The sequence below is a fragment of the Trichocoleus sp. FACHB-90 genome, from assembly GCF_014695505.1.
Taxonomy (GTDB): domain Bacteria; phylum Cyanobacteriota; class Cyanobacteriia; order Cyanobacteriales; family FACHB-T130; genus Funiculus; species Funiculus sociatus.
On record NZ_JACJOK010000026.1, the window covers coordinates 17,079 to 37,681 of the forward strand.

Sequence of the window (20,603 nt, forward strand, 5' to 3'; positions counted from 1 at the left end):
AAAATGCTGGCATATATCCTGGCGATCGCTGTTGCTGTTAGTAGCCTCGCCCTTTACTTAGCAGCTTTCTTTTTCCCTGAAGTCCATCGCAAGAATGACTTTATCTGGAGTGGTGTGGGATTATTCTACGCCTTGGTTTTGTGGGTGTGTGCAGGACGCATCACAGGCGGTGTACTGCTGGGACAATTAGCTAGCGTGGCGCTACTCGGTTGGTTGGGTTGGGAAACGCTGACATTACGGCGCTCCCTCACCCCAGCAGCACAGCAGACTGCGATACCTAGCCCAGAGGCGTTACAGGAACTGACAAAAATATCCCCACAGCAGCGAGTCACTAATCTGTTCGCAAATCTTAAAGAAACTGTGGGTAAAGTGACAGGGGGTAAAAGCAAATCAGACACCCAAACCACCCCACCCCCAGCACCCACTGACTCAGCCAAATCACCCGTTACGGTGGTGGACAACCGAGTAGCTGATAACAATCAACCGCCCGTACCACCAGCGCCCCCCCAGTCTCAACTGCTAGATTCCATCTCAGGGCAAGAAGTAGTTGATGAAGCCACTGTAGAAGAACTGGCTCAAGAAACTGCACCCCAAACCGATTTGGATGACTTGGAACCCCAAGCAGCTGTAGAAGCAACTGAATCAGCCACAACCGCATCAGAGGCTCCTGAACCCGTTCTTCCCAACCCACCCGCTCCTGTGGTGGAAACCGATTTGGATGATCTGGAACCCAAAGCAGCTGTAGAAGTGACTGAATCAGCCACAACCGAAGCTGAGACTCTTGAACCCGTTCGTCCGCACCCACCCGATCCTGAATTGGTGGAAGCGGCTCTAGAAGATGCCCAAGAGAAGCATATCCCCGCTTCACCTCCACCTACCTCAGAAGAAACTTCAGCGTCAGAAGCTAATCAACCCTTAGAAAATCCACCCAACCCAACTTAAAAATAGGGATTGGGGGCTGGGGACTGGGGACAAGGGAGATTTGCTTGCTTGTCCCCAGTCCCTCCTATCGTTAAGAGAGGCACGAAACCCAACATCCATAAGCATTCGTTGGGTTTCACTATCGTTCAACTCAACCTACTAGCGCTGTGTTAGTGAAGCGGCGCGTAAGTGCGGTGGTCGCCTCACTTGTGTAGTTTTATTAGCGATTGGCGGAGGCGGTCGCCTTTCTAAGCGCGTTCCCAGGATGAGACTGGGAACGAGAAAAAGTTGAAGACCTTGGGACTTGTAACCGATAATGAAGAAATATGACTCTACCATTCATCGGTATTGAACTGTGACAGCAACAGGGAACTATAAGGACACCGTTAATCTGCCCAAAACCCAGTTTGATATGCGGGCGAACGCCATCAAACGGGAACCCGAACTGCAAAAGTTTTGGGCAGAACAGCAAATTTACGAGCGCTTGTCGCAGAACAATCCCGGCGAGTTATTTATTCTGCACGACGGCCCGCCCTACGCTAATGGGTCGTTGCATATTGGTCATGCCCTAAATAAAATTCTCAAGGATATCATCAACAAATACCAACTGCTGCAAGGGCGCAAAGTTCGCTACGTCCCTGGTTGGGATTGTCACGGCTTGCCTATTGAGCTGAAAGTCCTTCAGAATATGAAACAAGCTGAGAGGCAAAATCTCACTACTCTGGAACTTCGCCACAAAGCCAGAGACTTTGCTCTCAAGACTGTGGATGAGCAGTCCCAAAGCTTCAAGCGCTACGGTATTTGGGGCGACTGGGAAAACCCTTATCTGACACTAAAGCCGGAATATGAAGCGGCTCAGATTGGCGTTTTCGGTCAGATGATGCTAAAAGGTTACATCTATCGAGGCTTGAAACCCGTTCACTGGAGTCCCAGTTCTAAAACGGCGTTGGCTGAGGCAGAGTTGGAATATCCGGAAGGTCACACTTCGCGCAGTCTATATGCGGCGTTCCGGATGACGAATCTTTCGGAGACAGTGAAACCTGCGCTGGGAGAGTTTTTGCCGGATTTAGGTGTAGCTATCTGGACGACGACACCTTGGACGATTCCCGCTAACTTGGCTGTCAGTTTAAACCCAGACTTAACTTATGCGGTGGTTGAAGTTGAGTCGCAATCTGCTATTGGCTGGAAATACTTGATCGTCGCTGCTGATTTGGTTGAGCGATTATCTGCTACGTTTGGTACTCAGCTGACCGTGAAAGCGACAGTGATGGGCAAGGATTTGGAGTATTCCACCTACCGCCATCCCCTATTTGACCGCGAAAGCCCGGTTGTAATTGGGGGGGATTACGTCACAACTGAGTCTGGAACTGGTTTGGTACACACTGCCCCTGGTCATGGTCAAGATGACTACCTGGTGGGTCAGCGTTATAATTTGCCCATTTTATCTCCGGTTGATGCCGATGGGAAATTTACCGAGGAGGCGGGACAGTTTGCGGGATTAAATGTGCTGGGTGATGCCAATCAAGCCGTCATTGATGCTCTAGTGGGAGTGGGTTCGTTGCTGAAGGAGGAACCCTATGTCCACAAGTATCCTTACGATTGGCGGACGCAAAAGCCGACGATTTTCCGGGCAACAGAACAGTGGTTTGCTTCTGTGGAGGGATTTCGGGAGGATGCGCTCAAAGCGATCGCATCCGTAAGATGGATTCCCGCTGTTGGTCAAAACCGCATCACGCCAATGGTTGCAGATCGTTCCGATTGGTGCATCTCCCGTCAGCGTAGCTGGGGTGTCCCAATTCCCGTCTTCTACGACGAGGAAACGGGCGAACCCCTGCTAAACGAAGAATCTATCGCCCACGTTCAGGCAATTATCGCTCAGAAGGGTTCTGATGCTTGGTGGGAAATGTCGGTAGAGGAGTTGTTGCCAGAAACATATCGCAATAATGGCAAGTCTTACCGCAAAGGCACCGATACAATGGATGTCTGGTTTGACTCCGGTTCTTCTTGGGCAGCTGTACTAAGTCAACGCCCGGAATTACCCTATCCAGCGGATATGTATTTGGAAGGTTCGGATCAGCATCGCGGTTGGTTCCAGTCCAGCCTCTTAACCAGTGTGGCAACTAACGGCATCGCACCCTACAAAACCGTATTAACCCACGGTTTTACTCTGGATGAAAAGGGTATGAAGATGAGCAAATCGCTGGGTAATGTTGTCGATCCAGCAATGGTCATCGAAGGCGGAAAAAATCAAAAAGATGATCCTCCCTATGGTGCTGATGTGTTACGTCTGTGGGTGTCGTCGGTAGACTACACCTCAGATGTCCCGATCAGTAAAAGCATCCTCAAGCAGTTGGGGGATGTGAGAAACAAGATTCGCAATACGGCGCGTTTCTTATTGGGGAATTTGCACGATTTCGACCCTGCGAAGGATGCGGTTCCTTACGAACAGTTGCCGGAACTCGACCGCTATATGCTGCACCGAATGACGGAAGTATTCGCGGAGGTGACGCAAGCGTTTGAGAGTTTCCAGTTTTTCCGCTTTTTCCAAACTGTGCAGAATTTCTGCGTAGTTGACTTGTCTAACTTCTATCTGGATATTGCCAAAGATAGGCTTTATATCAGCGCCCCGGATTCTTTCCGCCGTCGCAGCACTCAGACAGTGCTGGCTGTGGCTGTAGAGAATTTAGCACGCGCGATCGCGCCCGTTCTCTGTCACATGGCAGAAGATATCTGGCAATATATCCCCTATCCCACGCCTTACAATTCTGTGTTTGAAGCAGGTTGGGTAAAATTAGACGAGCAATGGAACAAGCCAGAAATGGCACCATTCTGGCTACAGTTGCGGCAAATTCGCACCGAAGTTAACAAGGTGATGGAACAAGCACGCGCCGAAAAGATGATTGGTTCTTCCTTGGAAGCCAAAGTTTTACTCTACATCCCGAATGCTGAATTTCGCTCTTTACTGCAAGATTTGAATCCTAACTCAGTCCCCAGCGCACACAATGGTGTGGATGAGTTGCGTTACCTGTTTATTACTTCTCAGGTAGAACTGCTGGATTCTCCAGACGCTTTGCAGGGTTTAAAGTACAGTTTGCAGTCAGATGGGATAGGAATTGGCGTGGTTAAAGCAGACGGGGAAAAATGCGATCGCTGTTGGAATTACTCCCTCCACGTCGGCGAATCAACTGAACATCCCCTACTTTGCGAACGGTGCATTCCAGCCTTAGCAGGTCAATTTTAACTGCTGCGACGATACATCTGTAGGGACATGGCAATGCCATGTCCCTACTAAGGTAGCCCGAAGGTCAGAACTGCGATATATTCCACTCAACTGAGAAAGGCTATATAGAGGAATGGCACTGACACAAACAGAGGCGGAAATTTATTTCTAGTTTAGGGAAATTAAATGGCATTCCCCGTATAGAGCGATATTTTAAGGGTATTGGTCAATATCGTTCACTTTCAGCCGCTTTTGTCCGTTTAGCTGCGCCTTTGAGGTTGAAAGAGAACTATTGAGATTACTCCAATTGGTTACTCAAAGATTACCAATTTTCCCCAAAATTGGTACTTTTTTGGCATTTAGTTGTAACATCCCATACCAAAGAACATAACAATTAATTCAGCCAAATTGCTGATAAAACATTGTACAAAATCAGCAATTTGGCTGAATTTTAGTAAATTAGGCTATTGTTATCTTGAGGCGCAAGTTACCTGAAAATAAATCTTAATTTTAAAATCCAATATCTAACTCTCTGGATAGATGATAATATTTTATCCCGTCTGTTTGGTTCTCAATCGCAGCGGTGGTTACTATTACAGTGGGTAAAAAGTTTGCCACCAATTGCAATTATGGTGTATTAGTACCTAAGTATGTACTTACCGGAGGTTGATGTCCGTCATGCTACGCTAAAAGCTTCATTGGTGTTATAGCCTTCCGTAGGGATAAAGCGATCGCTTTCTACCTTGTTATTGAATCTGCTGCCATCAAGACAGCCGAATGAAAACAAGGCACAGGTTCTTATAACTGTTGAAAGTACGAAATTTAACTCAAAGCAGAAGCAATAACTTTAGTGTAAAATTTTAAACGGCTCAGAAAATCCTCTTGCGGAGCAAATAAATTCCAGATATATTGTCGTAGCAACCTGGTCATGTTAAACTTTCACTTCATCGGGGTTCTATTGTTATAAATCATCAGGTAATCTACGCCTCAAATTCTTGAACAGTCCAGCAATGGGGTGTTTTATTTAGTTATATTTGCTGATGAAATACCTGTTAAATCTGTTAGAGCGTATTTACCTACCTCTAACAGTCATATTGACTTGTTCGGTTGCCTATCAGCCGTTACCTGTTAGCTCAGTTGAAATCTTAAATTCAGCTTCAGCTAATGGTGACAATCTGCCACCAGGCGGCGTGCAATCGAATCAAACAACGCTTACAGCAGGACAAGCTGTACTAGAGTTAATTAAAACAGGCGATCGCGCCGCAGCTGAACCGGGCGATACCGTTATCTACCGCCTCGCGCTGAAAAACACTGGTACAGCAGCCGCCAGCAACATCGTCATCACAGACAAACTGCCTGTCGGGTTGCAATATTTGCCTAAAGCTTTGCAAGGCTCTCTCTCCACTGGCACCTCAACTACTCCAGTAACATTACAGCCAGCTAGCACCTCTAACCGGACAATTACTTTTATTTATCCCAGATTGGCTCCCAATGAGACATTGAACATTGTCTATGCCGCCGTAGTAACACCAGACGCAGTGCGGGGTGACGGGAAAAATCAAGCTCAGGAAGCCAGGAGCAACATCGCCACGCATCAGCTACGCATTAGACCCGGAATTTTATCAGACTGCGGCACCCTAATTGGGCGGGTATTTGTCGATAAAAACTTTGACGGCGAACAGCAGCCAGGAGAGCCTGGAGTGCCAAATGCCGTAATTTTTATGGATGACGGCAACCGCATCACCACCGATCCGAATGGGCTGTTTTCTCTAGCCAATGTGCTATCCGGTTATCGTACAGGCACTCTGGACTTAACCAGTCTGCCGGGATACACGCTGGCTCCAAACAAACGCTTTATTGAGCGCAATAGTCAGTCTCGCTTGGTGCAACTGCAACCAGGAGGACTGGTAAGAATGAATTTCGGAGTGACACCCGCGTATGGCGAGGGGCAGCCATGAATAAGGCAAAAGGCAATCATGCCAAAGCAAAAGAAAAAATCTTTTCTTCCTTTTCTTTGTTTTTAGTTTTTACAGTTTATTTTCTGCTTCCCCGATCTGTTAAGGCTGATGAACTACCTGTACAATCTTCGGACGGAGCCAAGAAAGATTCAGAGTTTGAGATTCAGGATTCAGATATCTCTCCCATTGCTGAGGAGACGGCTACCGAAGAAACGACAACAGAGAATTTAGAAGTCTTACCAGCAGAGAATTTACCCCAAACGTTGCCTCTTTACGGACTTCAGCAAGCGATTGGGGAGGGGTCAGGCACAGCAGCGCTACCGCTAAACTTGCTATTGCAAAGTGAATCTCTACCTCAACAAACGCAGGCTGAAACACCAGCGGCTTTACCCGAATTTTTGCAGGAAGCGTCTTTATCTTCCCCGCGTTTTGAGGGGAAACAGGGAAATCAAACAGAAGTTAAAAAGTTAGCTCAATCCGAATCGCCCAGCAACCCAATACCCCAGAAAACACAGGATTCTACAAAGGAAGCGCCAGCTAATAGTGAACTGAGGGAATCTGTATCGCCAACTAATGCTCAAGCTGAAGAATCCGGTAATGAAAGCACTTTATCACCCACAGAAGTCCGGATTCTGGCTCCCAAGAGTAAAGAAATAGGAGCGCGTTCCACTAACCTTGTAGTTCAGTACAATTCCCAATCTCAAATACAAGTCACCGTCAATAACAAGCCTCTCGATCCTAAAATTCGCTCTAGTGTTGAGCGAAACGAGGCACAGAATATTACTACTCAGGTTTGGTATAACATTCCTTTGGAGAAAGGCGAGAACGCGATCGCAATCCAAGCTGCACAAGGCACGCCAGTTACTCTCCAATTAAATGTTAAAGACACAACCGAGCGCATAGAAATATCTCCAGTGGGAGATGCCCGCGTTCGCGCTGATGGTCGCTCCACAATTAAGCTGGAAGGCAAAATCACCGATGAAAACGGAGAATTAATCCGCCAAGATGCGGTAGTAACTTTAACTGCCAGTGCGGGTAAATTTATCGGTGCTGACGACGACAAAGACTTACCCGGATTTCAGGTCGTTGCCAAGGAAGGACAATTTGCCGCCGAACTGCAATCCAGTTTGGAAGCTCAAAAAGTCCGCATTCGTGCTGCCACAACTACCACAGAGAAACGAGAGCAGATCGAGGAAATCAATCGGACGCAAGAAAATAGCTCCACACCAACAGCATTGCCGCCTTTGACTGAAAATCGAGCCATCAGTCCTGAAGTTGGTGGATTACCTAGACAAAGCGATCGCCCAATCAATCCTCAAGTAGGATTACCTACCCAAAGCGACTACTTACTACCCACTAAACAGGCAAACTACACCAATGAATTAGAAACTTTTACCCAGGTAGAATTTATTACCAACCTGCGCCCCTCCATAGCTTCGGGCGTGATAAATTTACGGATTGGCTCAAGAGGTACAAATTACTGGGGTTCTCGTCGTGATTTCCTCGATCCCGACACCATCGACGAAGGCATGGGCATTGATTTGAGCGCCGCTGTCTTCGCCACAGGGAAAGTAGGGGAATGGCTATTTACAGGAGCATATAATAGCGCCCGCAACCTCAACGAAACCTGCGATGGCATCACTCGCCTATTCCGAGGCCCCCAATTCTGCGAACAACAATATCCCGTCTACGGCGATAGCTCCAGCGTCGATTATCTAACCCCCTCCACAGATAGCGTTTATCTGCGGATGGAACGTACTTCTCCAGTTCCGGGTTCCGAACCAGACTATGGGATGTGGGGCGACTACAACACCACAGAATTCGCCCGCGCCTCCCAACTATATAGCGCCACTAATCGTCAACTGCACGGTTTCAAGGGCAACTACAACCTGGGCAATTTACAAATTACTGCCCTGTATAGCCCGGATGTCGAAGGTTTCCAGCGAGACACCATTGCTCCTAGCGGCACCAGCGGCTATTACTTTCTCTCCCGCCGCCTGCTGATTCCTGGCAGCGAAAATGTTTTTGTAGAAACAGAGGAAATTAATCGCCCCGGAACCGTTACATCGCGCAAACAACTATTTCGCGGTGCAGACTACGAAATTGACTATGACCGGGGGACACTACTGTTCCGCCGTCCCGTCTTCGCTACAGAGTTTGACCCCTTTGGTGTCACTCAGGTGCGGCGAATTGTGGTGACTTACCAGCATGAAGCTACACCAGGCGACAGCACGAATATCTATGCTGGGCGGTTGCAATACAATTTCTCGCAAGAGTTTGGGCAACAAAGTTGGCTGGGGGCGAGTTATTGGCGACAAGACGAAGGGGCGCAAGATTTTGAACTGTATGGGGCAGATTTCCTAGTCCCCTTGGGGAAAGACGGGCAAATTGTCGGGGAATATGCCCACTCAAGAAACAACAATCCCTTTTTGGGAAATGTGACAGGGAATGCCTATCGATTGGAAGCATATGGCGCGATCGCTCGTACTATCTTAGCCCGTGGTTATTACCGTTCGGTGGAAGAAGGCTTTGCCAACAACGCCACCACCAGCTTCACCCCCGGACAAACTAGATACGGCGCTAGTGTCGCAACCCAAGTTACTACCACCACCCAAGTAAGTGCCAGCTACGACCACGAAATTAACTTTGGCATTGCTCCCGCCGAAAGGATCAACTTTTTCGACATCTTCGATCCCCAACCCCAACCCATACCAGGAGAACGAGTCGATAACTCCCTCACCACCATCCGCGCAGGCGTTTTGCAAAGATTTGGTGCTGCCGATCTCAGCCTAGAATACGTCAATCGCTCCCGCGACGATCGCCTTGGCGATACCTTCGACAGTGATGCCAGCCAAATCGTCTCCCGCGCCAACATTCCCCTGAGTCGCGCCCTCACCTTCCGCGCCCAAAACGAGCTAAACCTAGACGACAGCGACCCGCTTTATCCCAACCGCACTACTTTCGGACTCGACTACGAGGTAATGAAAGGCGTTAGCCTGCGACTCGCCCACCAATTTGTAAATACAAGAGTATTTGGGCGCGACTCGATCAGCAGCTTGGATACAATCGTAGAACAGAAAATAGGCGAAAACACCTCCATCACAGGTCGCTACTCGATTATTAGCGGCTTCAACAGCATCACTGGTCAGGGAGCCGTCGGTTTAAATCATACCTGGGCAATCGCCCCAGGTTTGCGAGTCCTGCTCGGTTACGAGCATATCTTCAGCGACCAGTTTGGGCGCACTGCTGCTGGACAACGATTTGCCCAACCCTATGCCACAGGTCAAAGTGCCTCTGCTTTAGGGATTGTCGGCGGCGATGCCTACAGTGTGGGACTCGAATACACTGATAACCCCAACTTCCAAGCCTCCGCCCGCGTCGAACATCGTACCGGATCTGGTGGTAACAATACTGTTATCGCTGCGGGTGCTGCTGGGAAACTTTCACCTTCTCTAACTGCTTTGTTCCGCTATCAACAAGCCAATGGCGCAAACCAATTATTACGGGCATTGGGAGACACGGTAGATATCAAGCTGGGCATGGCTTACCGTAACCCAGTCTCGGATAAATTTAACGCTTTACTCAGCTATGAATATCGCCGCAATCCTTCAACAATTCCTGAAACATTGCTGTTAGGAACTGGTACGGGATACACAGATCACGTTTTTGCTGCTGAAGCGATATATGCTCCTTCCTGGCGGTGGGAATTTTACGGTAAAGGGGCGGTGCGCCAAAGCGAAACTTATTTATCCAACAACTTCAGCAATTCTTCCACCGTGTTTTTAACACAAATGCGGGTGACTTATCGATTGGGCTACCGCTGGGATGTAGCGGGAGAAGGACGCTGGATTGGTCAGCCGGATGTGAATTTCAACGAAACAGGTTTTGCTGTAGAAGCGGGTTATTATGTAACGCCTGATTTACGAGCTTCGTTGGGATATAGCTTTGGTAGTGTGGACGATCGCGATTTTAGCGGCTATCGGTCGGATGGTGGGATTTATTTCGGTTTGACGCTGAAGGTAAACGAGCTATTTGGCGGCTTTGGACGACAAAAAGTTGCACCACCCCAGCAGCAAGAATCTTTGGTACAACCTGTAGCAACAGAAAGTCAAGAGTAAAAAGAAACATGAAAAAGAAAACTATTTTTACCTTCTTTCTTTTGCCGAGTTACTTTTGCTTTTTGCCTTTCACTGGAACTGCTCAAACAGCAAATTTTAGGATTGTTGTTAATAGTAATCAGGATGGAGCAGTCAATCCGGATAGCGCTCTTACTTTGCGCGAAGCTATTGAGATTGCTAATGGAACTTTGCCTTTAGAGCGTCTGAGTAGCACTGAACAAACGCTGGTTTCACCTGTTGGAAATAGTTCGCTAATTGCCTTTGATTTGCCAGCCTCAGAAACTACTATCCGGCTAGTTGATGTTTTGCCACCGCTATCCTCTCCGGGATTGGTTATAGATGGTACAACCCAACCGGGGTATGATGCCGAAAAATCTGCAACTGCGGAAATTGCAATTCCAATTCCTTCTGTTACAATAACTCCCGCAGCAGATCGAGAGGTATTTCGCGGCTTAACAATTGTTGCTGATGGGGTGACAATTCGCGGTTTGAGTCTTTACGGTTTCACGTCCCGTCTTGAGGCTACTGCCACTTTACCACCAGCGGATATTTTCATTGATAGCCCTCAGTCTGTTGCTGTTGTTGGCGACCAAGGAAAACAGACACCGGAAAATGCTCCAAAAAATGTAGTAATTGAGAACAACTGGTTAGGGATTCCACTAGAGCAAAAGGTGCCTCAAACTACTTCGGCATTTGGGGTATATGTGTTTAACAGCTTAGGGACAACAATCCGAAGAAACCGAATTTCTTACCACGACGGTAGCGGGATAATTAGCGCTGTAAAAGCCAACAATTTGCAAGTTACAGAAAACATCATTGTTGGTAATGGAATTGCTGGAATGCCGGATGCTATCCGATTGGAAGGAGAGATTGAAAAAGCTCAAATCAACTCAAATTTGATTTGCGGAAACGATGGTAGTGGGGTCTATTTGTTCAAGCCGGAAGGCTCAGCGCAGATTAACGATAACCAGATTACATATAATGGTCGCCGCTTTCGTCGGGCAGGAGTTTATCTGATGGGAGATGGCCACCAGGTGAATAATAATCAAATTAGCAATCAAACTGGCGCTGGTGTTGTAGTGGCGGCTTATCCTAAGAGCGATCGCAACATCATCCTAGGCAATCGTTTTAATAACTTAGAGGGACTAAGCATTGACTTAGTAGCACAGGAAAATGTGAACGTACAAGCCTACCAACGGGGAGACGGGCCCAACCCACTACGCAATTCCAAAAATCGCCGTCTTGATACAGGTAACTCTGCCATAAATCCCCCGCAATTTGTAAGTTCGGAATTTTATACGGTGGGTACTACAACTAATATTTTAGGCACCGCTGATCCGGGTTCAGAGGTGTCAATTTATCGGGTTCAGAAAGAAGCCGGGATATCCTATGGCCCTTTAAGCGAACCCCTGACTAGAGTTGTAGCGGATGAAGAGGGGAAATTTAGCGCCAGTGTGGAGATGCAACCAGGGGAATTAGTGAGCGCGATCGCTACTATCCCAAAATTCGGCACCTCTGAAGCCGCCGCCAATGCTGAAATTGTCTCACCAGGCGGCGACCGGATAAACCTCACTTCCACCACCAACTTCACCAGCAGGAATATCTTGCGAAGCAGACTGGGGACAATTCCTCAATGTACCACCGAGCCTGTCCCGCCTGTAGTACAGCAGCCGCCGGAAGAACCAGAACCAGAACCCACACCGCCAGAACCAATCAGAATTAGCGTCCCAACCAACGTACACTTTGCCCTCGATAAAGCCACCCTGAGTCCAGAGAGTGCCAGAATTCTCAACCGAATTGCCCAAGTTTTACGAGAAAATCCCCAAATCGTCATTGAACTTCGAGGACACACCGATCCCAGAGCCAGCGATGCTTATAATCTGAACTTATCAAATCGACGCGCGATCGCAGTGAGAAATTACTTACTGCGTCAGGGAATTCCCCCAGAACGAATGACAATTCGCGCCTTGGGCGAAAGTCAGCCGCGAGTAGTTGGAAGAAGCCGTCTAGATCATGCCCGTAACCGTCGCGTCGAATTTATCTTCAGGGATGCCAGAGGTATCGATCTGTTTGTTCAAGAACAAGATTTGCAGTTGGAGTAGGAAAAAGGCTCTCATGCCCTCATGCTCTCATGCAAAAGAAAAAAATAATTCTTTCTTTTGCCTTTTACTTTTTGATGATGTTGCCAGACCAAGTGTGAGGAAACTGTTAGTTTGATGTTGAAACTTTACCCGCATTCCCCAACAAATCAAACTCCCCTTACCCGCTGGAGTCGTCTTTGCGGTAGCCTTGCCCTTGCCATCTGTACTATTAGTGCTGCCAGTAAAGTTGCATATGCTGAAGGCAGCCGGGAACTGACCGATAACCCAGGCGATCGCCCTTACCTGGAATATTATGAAGCGGCTACATTTCTGGATACTCCAATACCGCGTCGAAGCAGAATTAGAGTTTTTGCTAATCCAGGAGAAACCATCTATCTTGGTTCCAGTGCCGTTGGTGTTGGAGTTGGCGAGATCAGATATAGGGCGCCCAATAGCATTACTTTCACTTCTTGTGATGCAGGTATCGGTAAGATTGTCAACCGAGCGCAAGAGGTTGCTGGTCCTGCGCCGCTCAATCCCGCAGGCTACACTCCCTGCATCATTACGCCGGCTCAGACTACCGCAGCCGGAGCAGGAATTTGGGAAATTGATTTTGTCAGCCCAAATCCTACTAATGCTGCTATTAGTAACAACCCACCTCCAGTCCCTGCTCAAGCTAACTGGACGCAGCCGAATACTGGTGTTGTGACAGCCTGGGATGTCACAGTTGCCAACGGAAATCAACCCATCCCCGGTCGAGCCTATGCCAATTATCTGTCACTCAACCTGGGAGCCAATGGGCGAAGTCTCCAATCCGAAGCCGTTATTCTCACCGATGAAGGCTATCTGTACCGAATCGATCTGAACCGTGTCGATCCCTTTGGATTTATCTTCTTTGCCAATAACAAAGGTTTCACACCAACTCCAACCGGGGGTCCGATTTACCAATCTGTTCCGCTTGCAGGAAGTAACGTATATAACCCGAATCAGCCAGATTTCGGGACGGATGTCACCTATAAAATCTTCTTTAATCAACCCAGTCCTACCCTGCCGCTGGAAGCACCCATAACTCCAGCTAGTGGCGGCCGCACATGGCTACTGACACCAGCCGTGGCACCCCCTACTCCCACTGATTTTACATTTACAGGCACAGAGGGGACTAACGGTCAAGCTGGTACTACTGACCCCTTGGGAGGTACTTTCAGCTTTAACACCCCCTCACAAGGCAGTTTCAGAATTGTTCTCGATCTCAACGGAGACAGTACATACGGCAACGCCAACGATCGCGTACTGGTTGGTGTAGCAGAGTCTGGGGTCAACACTGTAGCTTGGGATGGGTTAGATGCCAATGGAGTGAATGTTGCTGCTAGAGATATCCCTTACGGAGCGCAAATTGTACTCAGTGCGGGTGAAATTCATTTTCCGTTTCTAGACCCAGAAAACAACCCGGAAGGTCTGATTATCCAGCGACTCAATGAGCCAAATGTGGCAACGCTACCGACTCCGAACCCTTTTGAGGTCTACTATAACGACGCTCCTTTAACTAATAATCAACAAGTTGCCGGAGCGCCCATTCCTGTGAACGCTCTGGGAGGGGTTTCCAGTATTAATGGCGCTCATGGGTTTACTAACCTCTTTGGTGATAACAGAGGCATTGATACCTGGACATACTACCCGTCTACGGTGACTGCTCTTGAAACAGGCATCAGGATATCAGCAGCCGATTTGCAAATTCAAAAAACCCTTGTGACGAACCCAGTCGTTGCAGGTAGTCCCATTACCTACACTATTACTGTCACCAACAACGGCCCCTCTAACGTCACAGCAGCAACAGTGATAGACACTGTTCCCGCTCAAATCACCGGAGTAACATGGACTTGCGCCATCACCACGGGTACTGGTAGTTGCGCTCAAGCTAGCGGTACGGGGAATGCTATCAACACTACGGTAAATCTCAATAGCGGGGCTGTTGCCACCTATACCGTCACAGGTGCCATCTCTCCCACCACCCCATCTGGAGAATTAACCAACACGGCAACGGTCACGCGACCTAATGATGTCACCGACCCCAATCCTGACAACAACACGTCAACCAATACTACAACTATTCAACCCAACCCAGTTACGCCCACTGGCATCAAATCAGTTCGTCTATCCAACGACGCAGATGCTAGCGGTTCCGTGACGACTGGGGATATTGTTGAATACACCATTACCTACTTTAATGGCGCCCCTACTCCAGTCACCAACTTGCTAGTGACTGACCGCATCGACACCAGTAAGTTGCGTTTCGTTCCAGGGAGTTACAGCTTTACCGCCTCCGGTGCTGGAACAACGGTGACAGGAAATCCTAATTTCAACGGCACAACTGACCAGAACCTGACTAACCCAACATCTTTGGGAAATTTGGGGGGAAATGGCTCTCAGGTGGTTATGAAGTTCCAAGCAGTGATCACAGCGCCAGCTGGTACGCAGATTCTCAACCAAGCTACTGCCACATCTACAGGTGGAACCGTTGATTTATCTGTCAGCGATGCTGCACAAAATGAAGGCGACTTGCCTCAAGTCATAGATGACGGTAATAACCAAGGGAACCTCCCTAATCCTGCGGATGATGAACCAACTGTAGTCAACGTAGGTGGAAATGCTGGAAACCCGCGTCTGCGTTTGGTAAAGCGAATTACATCAATTAGTCGGGGTGGTGTGCCGCTTAGCGGAGTTAACTTTGCAAGCTTTGTGGATGACCCAACAGATGACAATGATAACGCTGCTGGCTGGTCGCAATTGTCGCCAGTAGGAGTTTCCCAGCTAGGCTCTGAGACATCGTTGCAAACCGGCGATGAGGTGGAATACACCATTTATTACCTTTCTGATGGTACTGCGATCGCTAACAATGTCAGACTATGCGATCCGGTTCCGGCTGCGACAACGTTTATCCCTGACAGTTTTGGAGCTGGTGCCGGAATTTCCGTGAATCAATCCGGGACTGTTGCTCCCCGAACTAATGTTTTAGATGCAGACGAAGGGACATTTTTCTCGCCTTTAACTCCTTTGCCTGCGGGTAATGCTTGCCCTAGCCAAACTAATTCTGATGGGGCGGCAATTGTTAATCTAGGTAATGTTTCTAATCAAAGTGGTAGCAATTTTGGTTTTGTACGCTTCCGCGTCAAAGTTAATTGAGTAAATTGTAAATCTCAGCTTCAATAACTGCGGATTGAACTAACCAATAAAGCAGGAATGTAAATATAGGCTTCAAATGATGGTAATTCTATCTCTACTTGGTTATAAATACTGAGTTTATAGTAATGATTCTTTTATAACTCAAAGTTAAAGAAATTTAACGATCTGGAGTTGCCAATTATTCTGCTTTCAGCACTTTTGAACCTTTGAAAGTGCTATTATTTCCTTTGTCCCATCTATCTAAAGAAAAACCCAAATGGGTAAATAAACTCAATAATTACAGTTAGCTGTTGCTAGCTGTTACTGAATATCTGGAATTTAAACACTCTAGCAAAATTTGTTATAAATACTGCGCTAGTTATGTATATTGTCGAATTTTTAAAAAGCTAGCTATGAACTTATTTTTTAAATCCATTTCAGGTGTTCCTAGAGTAGGAACTTCCTTGTACAGCGTCTCCAAGCAGCAAAAAGTTAATCTGATTGGCACTCTGGCATTTTTGATGGCGGCAGCGAGCAGCTGGACACAATCGGCTTATGGGGAAGGCAGTGTCAACTTGACTTCTAGTGGTGGTAACAGACCCTATTTGGAATACAGCACTAACGCTTCAGCATTTATTGCCGGAGTACCCCGCAGAACCACCATTAAAGTTTACGTCCAGTCAGGAGAAACTATCGATCTCGGCTCCAGTGCCGTCGGAATTGGTTCGGGTACGATTAACTATCGATCGCCCAACGGGACAGCTGGTAGTTGTGGTGGAGCAGGTTTTATCGCCAACCGGGCGCAAGAGGTTGCTGGCCCTAACCCTAATCCGGGTAGCGGCGGCTTCGTTCCCTGTACAGTTACTGGTGCTCAGAGTACAGCTGCTGGATCTGGAATTTGGGAAATTGATTTTGTCAGCCCCAGTCCTGGCAGTCTTCCTACGAACCCAACCCCTTCTGCTGCCAATGCTAACTGGTCAGCTCAGACCGCGGCTAATACGTTTGTCGCCGCTTGGGATGTCACCGTGCGAGATGCTGGGGGTGCAGTCGTTACCGGACGAGCCTATGCCAATTATTTAGCTCTAAACATGGGAGGTAACAGTCGCTCTTTCAGTTCTGCACTTGTAGTTCTTACTAGAGACGGCTATCAATATCGAGTCGATGGTAATGGACTCGATCCCTTTGGATTCACCTTTTTTGCAGATGAGCAAGGGTTTACAGACACTAGCGGCAACCCACTTTTTCAATCCATTCAACTGACGGGTGCTAATCCCGGCACGTTGCCTCCTGGCATTACCTTTCGCAACCCCAACCAGCCAGACACACCTATAGACAGAACCCATAAGCTTTTCTTTAACATTCCTAATAATGCAATGCCCCAAACGGCAACTTCACGAAGCGGCACAACGTGGCTCAATCCGACGACAGCACCCCCACCAACGGCTAGCAATTTTGCATTTACGGGAAATGAAGGAACGCCTAATGCAGCAGGAACATCGCCGTTAGGCGGTCAATTTTCCTTCAATGCTTCCGCACCCGGAAGCTACCAAATTAGGCTGGATCTCAATAACAACGGGATCTATGGCGATGCTGACGATCGCATCCTGGTTGGTTCGGCAGGTGCCGGACCAAATTCTGTTCCTTGGGATGGGAGGGACGCTAATGGAATTCCCGTCCCTGCTGGAGCGACCGCTTACGATGCCCAAATTAGCTTATTTGCTGGAGAAACCCATTTTCCCATCCTAGATCCAGAAAACAACCCTAACGGTCTGATAATCCAGCGCATTACTCCCGCCGGTCTTAATCCCAATGTTGTTTACTATAACGACAGATACAACTACAACGGCAGCAATACTTACGATTACAGTTTGTGTGCCGCAGCACCCCCACCGCCAGAGCCACCACCACCACCGCCGCCAGATGCTGGTGCTGCTGGATGTTATGGCACTCCCCCAACTCCCCGCAGTGGCTTAGCTGGCGTTGACAGTTCGGGAGGCGCTCACAAATGGAGTAGTAATTTCGGCGATAGAAGGGGAATGGATACCTGGGCGTATTTCCCCTCGTCAGCAACAAGCCTTCAAAATCGAATTTTAATTCGCCAAGCTGACCTGGCAATTACTAAAACTCGCACTCCAACTACCGTCATTTCTGGCAGTGCTATTACTTACACCATTACAGTTACAAATAACGGCCCCAGCAATGTGACGGGAGCTTCGGTCATTGACGACCTTCCAGATACGATCGCCAACCCGACTTGGAGTTGTGCAATTACCTCTGGTATTGGTAGCTGCGTTGCTGCTAGTGGTTCTGGGGATATTAACACGACCGTGAATCTCAACAATGGAGCGATCGCGACTTACACGGTGACGGGTACGATTTCTCCCACTGCTTCGGGAACGCTAAGCAACACCGCCACTGTGTTGCGACCCAATGATGTCACCGACCCCAACGATCCCACTCGCCAAGGAGCGAACAACAACAGAGCTACTGACACCACCACTATTGGTGCTGCTGCTGCTGTTGCTGGGACAAAATCTGTAGCACTAGCAGCAGATGTAGATGGAACGGGTTCCCTTACTCCGGGCGATCGCGTTCGCTATACAATTACCTACACCAACACAGGCTCAGCTGCGGCTACTAATTTCCAAATAGTTGATCCTCTCCCTGCTGGTTTAACCATATTTGGCACACTCACCGTCACCCCGACGGGAGTTGGTACCAATGCCGCCGTAAATCCAGCTTACAACGGTGCTGGGACAAATACTCTACTCGACATTGGGGCAGTGCTGGCAACAAATGGCACCATCACCGTTACCGTAGAGGCTACTGTTGGTAGTGGTGCTACTGGCAACCTATTCAATCAAGCTACTGCCACCTCAGATGCCCCCGGATTCCCGCCTGGTGGAGTGCTTACCGATGCCACCACGCCACCAGGCAACATCGACCAAACCCCATACCCCAATAATGGTGCTACCGATCCCACGGGTATTACAGTTGGTGCCGTCCCCGTACCCCTGGCAAATAAATCAGTCCGCTTTGTCACCGACAACGACGGCACCCAAACACTTACAATTGGCGATGACCTGCAATATACCATCACTGTTAGAAATACTACATCAAGCCCTATCAATAACTTAGTCATCAGTGATGTGATTCCGGTTCAGTTGCGGGTACTGCGGAATACTATCAATGTTTCTGGAGGTTTTACAGTCGCCTCCAGCCTGCCTAACGATGATTTCGATGGCACAGGGAATTCAGTCGCCTTAACCAATCCCGGAACCCTGCCAGCAGGTGCCACGGCGACTCTTACCTTCAACGCCCGCCTCAAACCAGGATCTGCTAGTCCTATTACTAACCAAGGCAGAGTAAACTACGCAGGCGATGGTGGTAATCCTGTACTTACAGATGCCAGTGACAGCAATAATCCGACGGCACCCGGTACTAACAACGATCCGGGCGATCCTGGTGTTGGCACAGGCAACAATGTCAGCCAGCCCAACAGCAGTCCTAGCGACCCGACTATCATCAATTTTGTCAGTCCGTTTGAACCCAACGGAACTAAATCTGTACGTATATTCACGGATACCGATAACAATGGCGTTTTGACCAAAAACGATGTGGTGGAATACACCGTTACCTATACGAACTCTAATCCGACCACCGTTATTACTGACTTTCTAGCAACTGACTCTCTGCCCAATAGTTTGAGCATTGTTCCTAACAGTTACAGCTTTACTTTCTCTGGAACTGGAACAACGGTGACAGGAAACCCCAATTACAACGGCACAACCGACACGAACCTCACCAAGGCTGAACCCAGAGGGGCGTTAGGTTCAGGCGGCGGTCAGGTGGTCATCAAGTTCCGTGCTACGGTGACGGCGGCGGCAAATACAACGATTGCTAACCAAGCTAGTGCAACATCAGTGGGAGGATTGAGTCCTTCGATTACAGATGCGGTAGCAGGGCCTAGCGATTTGCCGCAAGGATTGGATGATGGAACTAATCAAGGCAACCAGGGCAATACTGGGGATGACGATCCGACGTTGTTAACGGTGGTGGCAACGCCTGTGGTTTCAGGGACGAAAGCTGTCGCTATAGCTACCGATGCAGATGGTACGGGTTCGGTGACGACCGGCGATCGCGTCCGCTATACAATTACTTACACCAATACTGGTGCCGGGGCTGCCAATAGTTTCCAAATTAACGATGTCTTACCTACCGGATTGACTCTCGCGGCAACGCCCACTGTAACCCCTTCTGGAAGCGGCACAGTGGCAGCGGTAAACCCAAGTTATAACGGGACGAACGCGCCTACTTTACTCGCGACTGGGGCTATTCTAGCGCCCAATGGCACGATTACCGTCACTGTAGATGCCATCGTTAATAGTGGAGTTACCGGAAATTTATTTAACCAAGCGATCGCGTCTTCTCCTGCACCCGGATTCCCAGCTGCCGGAGTACCCACCGATGCAATCACTCCACCAGGTAGCATTAATCAATCTCCCTACGGAGATACGGGGCCTGCCGATAAAACCGGCTTGACTATCACTGCTTCTGGAGTACCGCGTCTGCGTTTGGTGAAGCGAATTACCAATGCAATGAGAAATGGCGTTCCGATTAGCGAAATTAATTTCGGTAGCTTTATAAATGACCCAAATGACTCGAATGATGATGCTCCCGGCTTTTCTCAACTGTCGCCCATCGGAGTAAGTAAGTTGGGACAAGAAACACCTTTGACAAGCGGTGATGAGGTGGACTACACCATCTATTTCCTCTCTGATGGTACTGGCTCAGTAAACAATGTTAGATTCTGCGACCTGATTCCATCAGGGACAACGTTTGTCCCTGATAGTTTTGGAGTTGGTGCCGGAATTTCGCTAAATCGAGCCGGGACAACGGGTTCGGTGACTAATGCGGCGGATACAGATGCAGGGACATTTTTCTCACCGCTTGCTCCTTTACCTTCGGGTAATGCTTGTCCTAGCCAAAATAATCCTGACGGTGCAGTTATTTTGAATTTGGGTAATGTTTCTAACACCTCTGGCAATAACTTTGGTTTTATCCGCTTCCGAGTCAAAATTAATTAAATTGTCAGTTGTCAGAAATTGAGTAGCACAGTTATAAACTTATCCGCGAATTAATTTAG

7 protein-coding genes are annotated in these 20,603 nt (G+C 48.4%); all 7 read left to right on the forward strand.

What is annotated here, in order from left to right; genetic code table 11:
• Positions 1-3: 3 nt before the first annotated feature.
• A complete protein-coding gene (locus tag H6F74_RS29240; protein ID WP_199300970.1) occupies positions 4-942 on the forward strand; it encodes a Ycf66 family protein in 939 nt (312 codons plus the stop codon).
• Between the two features lie 334 nt (positions 943-1,276).
• Complete coding sequence (gene ileS / locus H6F74_RS07675; protein WP_190438611.1) at positions 1,277-4,162, forward strand: isoleucine--tRNA ligase; 2,886 nt, start codon at positions 1,277-1,279, stop codon at positions 4,160-4,162.
• Between the two features lie 1,019 nt (positions 4,163-5,181).
• The gene (locus H6F74_RS07680; RefSeq protein WP_190438614.1) at positions 5,182-6,099 is read left to right on the forward strand and encodes a DUF11 domain-containing protein; all 918 of its coding nucleotides are present in this window, start codon (positions 5,182-5,184) and stop codon (positions 6,097-6,099) included.
• Positions 6,096-10,217 carry a hypothetical protein gene (locus tag H6F74_RS07685; RefSeq protein WP_190438617.1) on the forward strand — a complete coding sequence of 1,374 codons (4,122 nt, stop codon included), beginning with the start codon at positions 6,096-6,098 and terminating at the stop codon, positions 10,215-10,217. Before H6F74_RS07680 ends, H6F74_RS07685 begins: the two co-directional genes overlap by 4 nt.
• A gap of 8 nt (positions 10,218-10,225) precedes the next feature.
• Positions 10,226-12,319, forward strand: a complete 2,094-nt coding sequence (locus H6F74_RS07690; RefSeq protein ID WP_190438619.1) for an OmpA family protein — start codon at positions 10,226-10,228, stop codon at positions 12,317-12,319.
• A gap of 114 nt (positions 12,320-12,433) precedes the next feature.
• Positions 12,434-15,478, forward strand: coding sequence for a DUF11 domain-containing protein (locus tag H6F74_RS07695; protein ID WP_190438623.1), 3,045 nt, complete (start codon positions 12,434-12,436; stop codon positions 15,476-15,478).
• 392 nt (positions 15,479-15,870) lie between these two features.
• Positions 15,871-20,544 carry an isopeptide-forming domain-containing fimbrial protein gene (locus H6F74_RS07700; protein ID WP_190438626.1) on the forward strand — a complete coding sequence of 1,558 codons (4,674 nt, stop codon included), beginning with the start codon at positions 15,871-15,873 and terminating at the stop codon, positions 20,542-20,544.
• Positions 20,545-20,603 lie beyond the last annotated feature (59 nt).

Excerpts from the sequence above, each read along its gene's own strand:
- H6F74_RS29240 (WP_199300970.1), top strand. The coding sequence starts at position 4 with ATGCTGGCATATATCCTGGCGATCGCTGTTGCTGTTAGTAGCCTCGCC.
- H6F74_RS07680 (WP_190438614.1), top strand. The coding sequence starts at position 5,182 with ATGAAATACCTGTTAAATCTGTTAGAGCGTATTTACCTACCTCTAACA.
- H6F74_RS07685 (WP_190438617.1), top strand. The coding sequence starts at position 6,096 with ATGAATAAGGCAAAAGGCAATCATGCCAAAGCAAAAGAAAAAATCTTT.
- H6F74_RS07690 (WP_190438619.1), top strand. The coding sequence starts at position 10,226 with ATGAAAAAGAAAACTATTTTTACCTTCTTTCTTTTGCCGAGTTACTTT.
- H6F74_RS07695 (WP_190438623.1), top strand. The coding sequence starts at position 12,434 with ATGTTGAAACTTTACCCGCATTCCCCAACAAATCAAACTCCCCTTACC.
- H6F74_RS07700 (WP_190438626.1), top strand. The coding sequence starts at position 15,871 with ATGAACTTATTTTTTAAATCCATTTCAGGTGTTCCTAGAGTAGGAACT.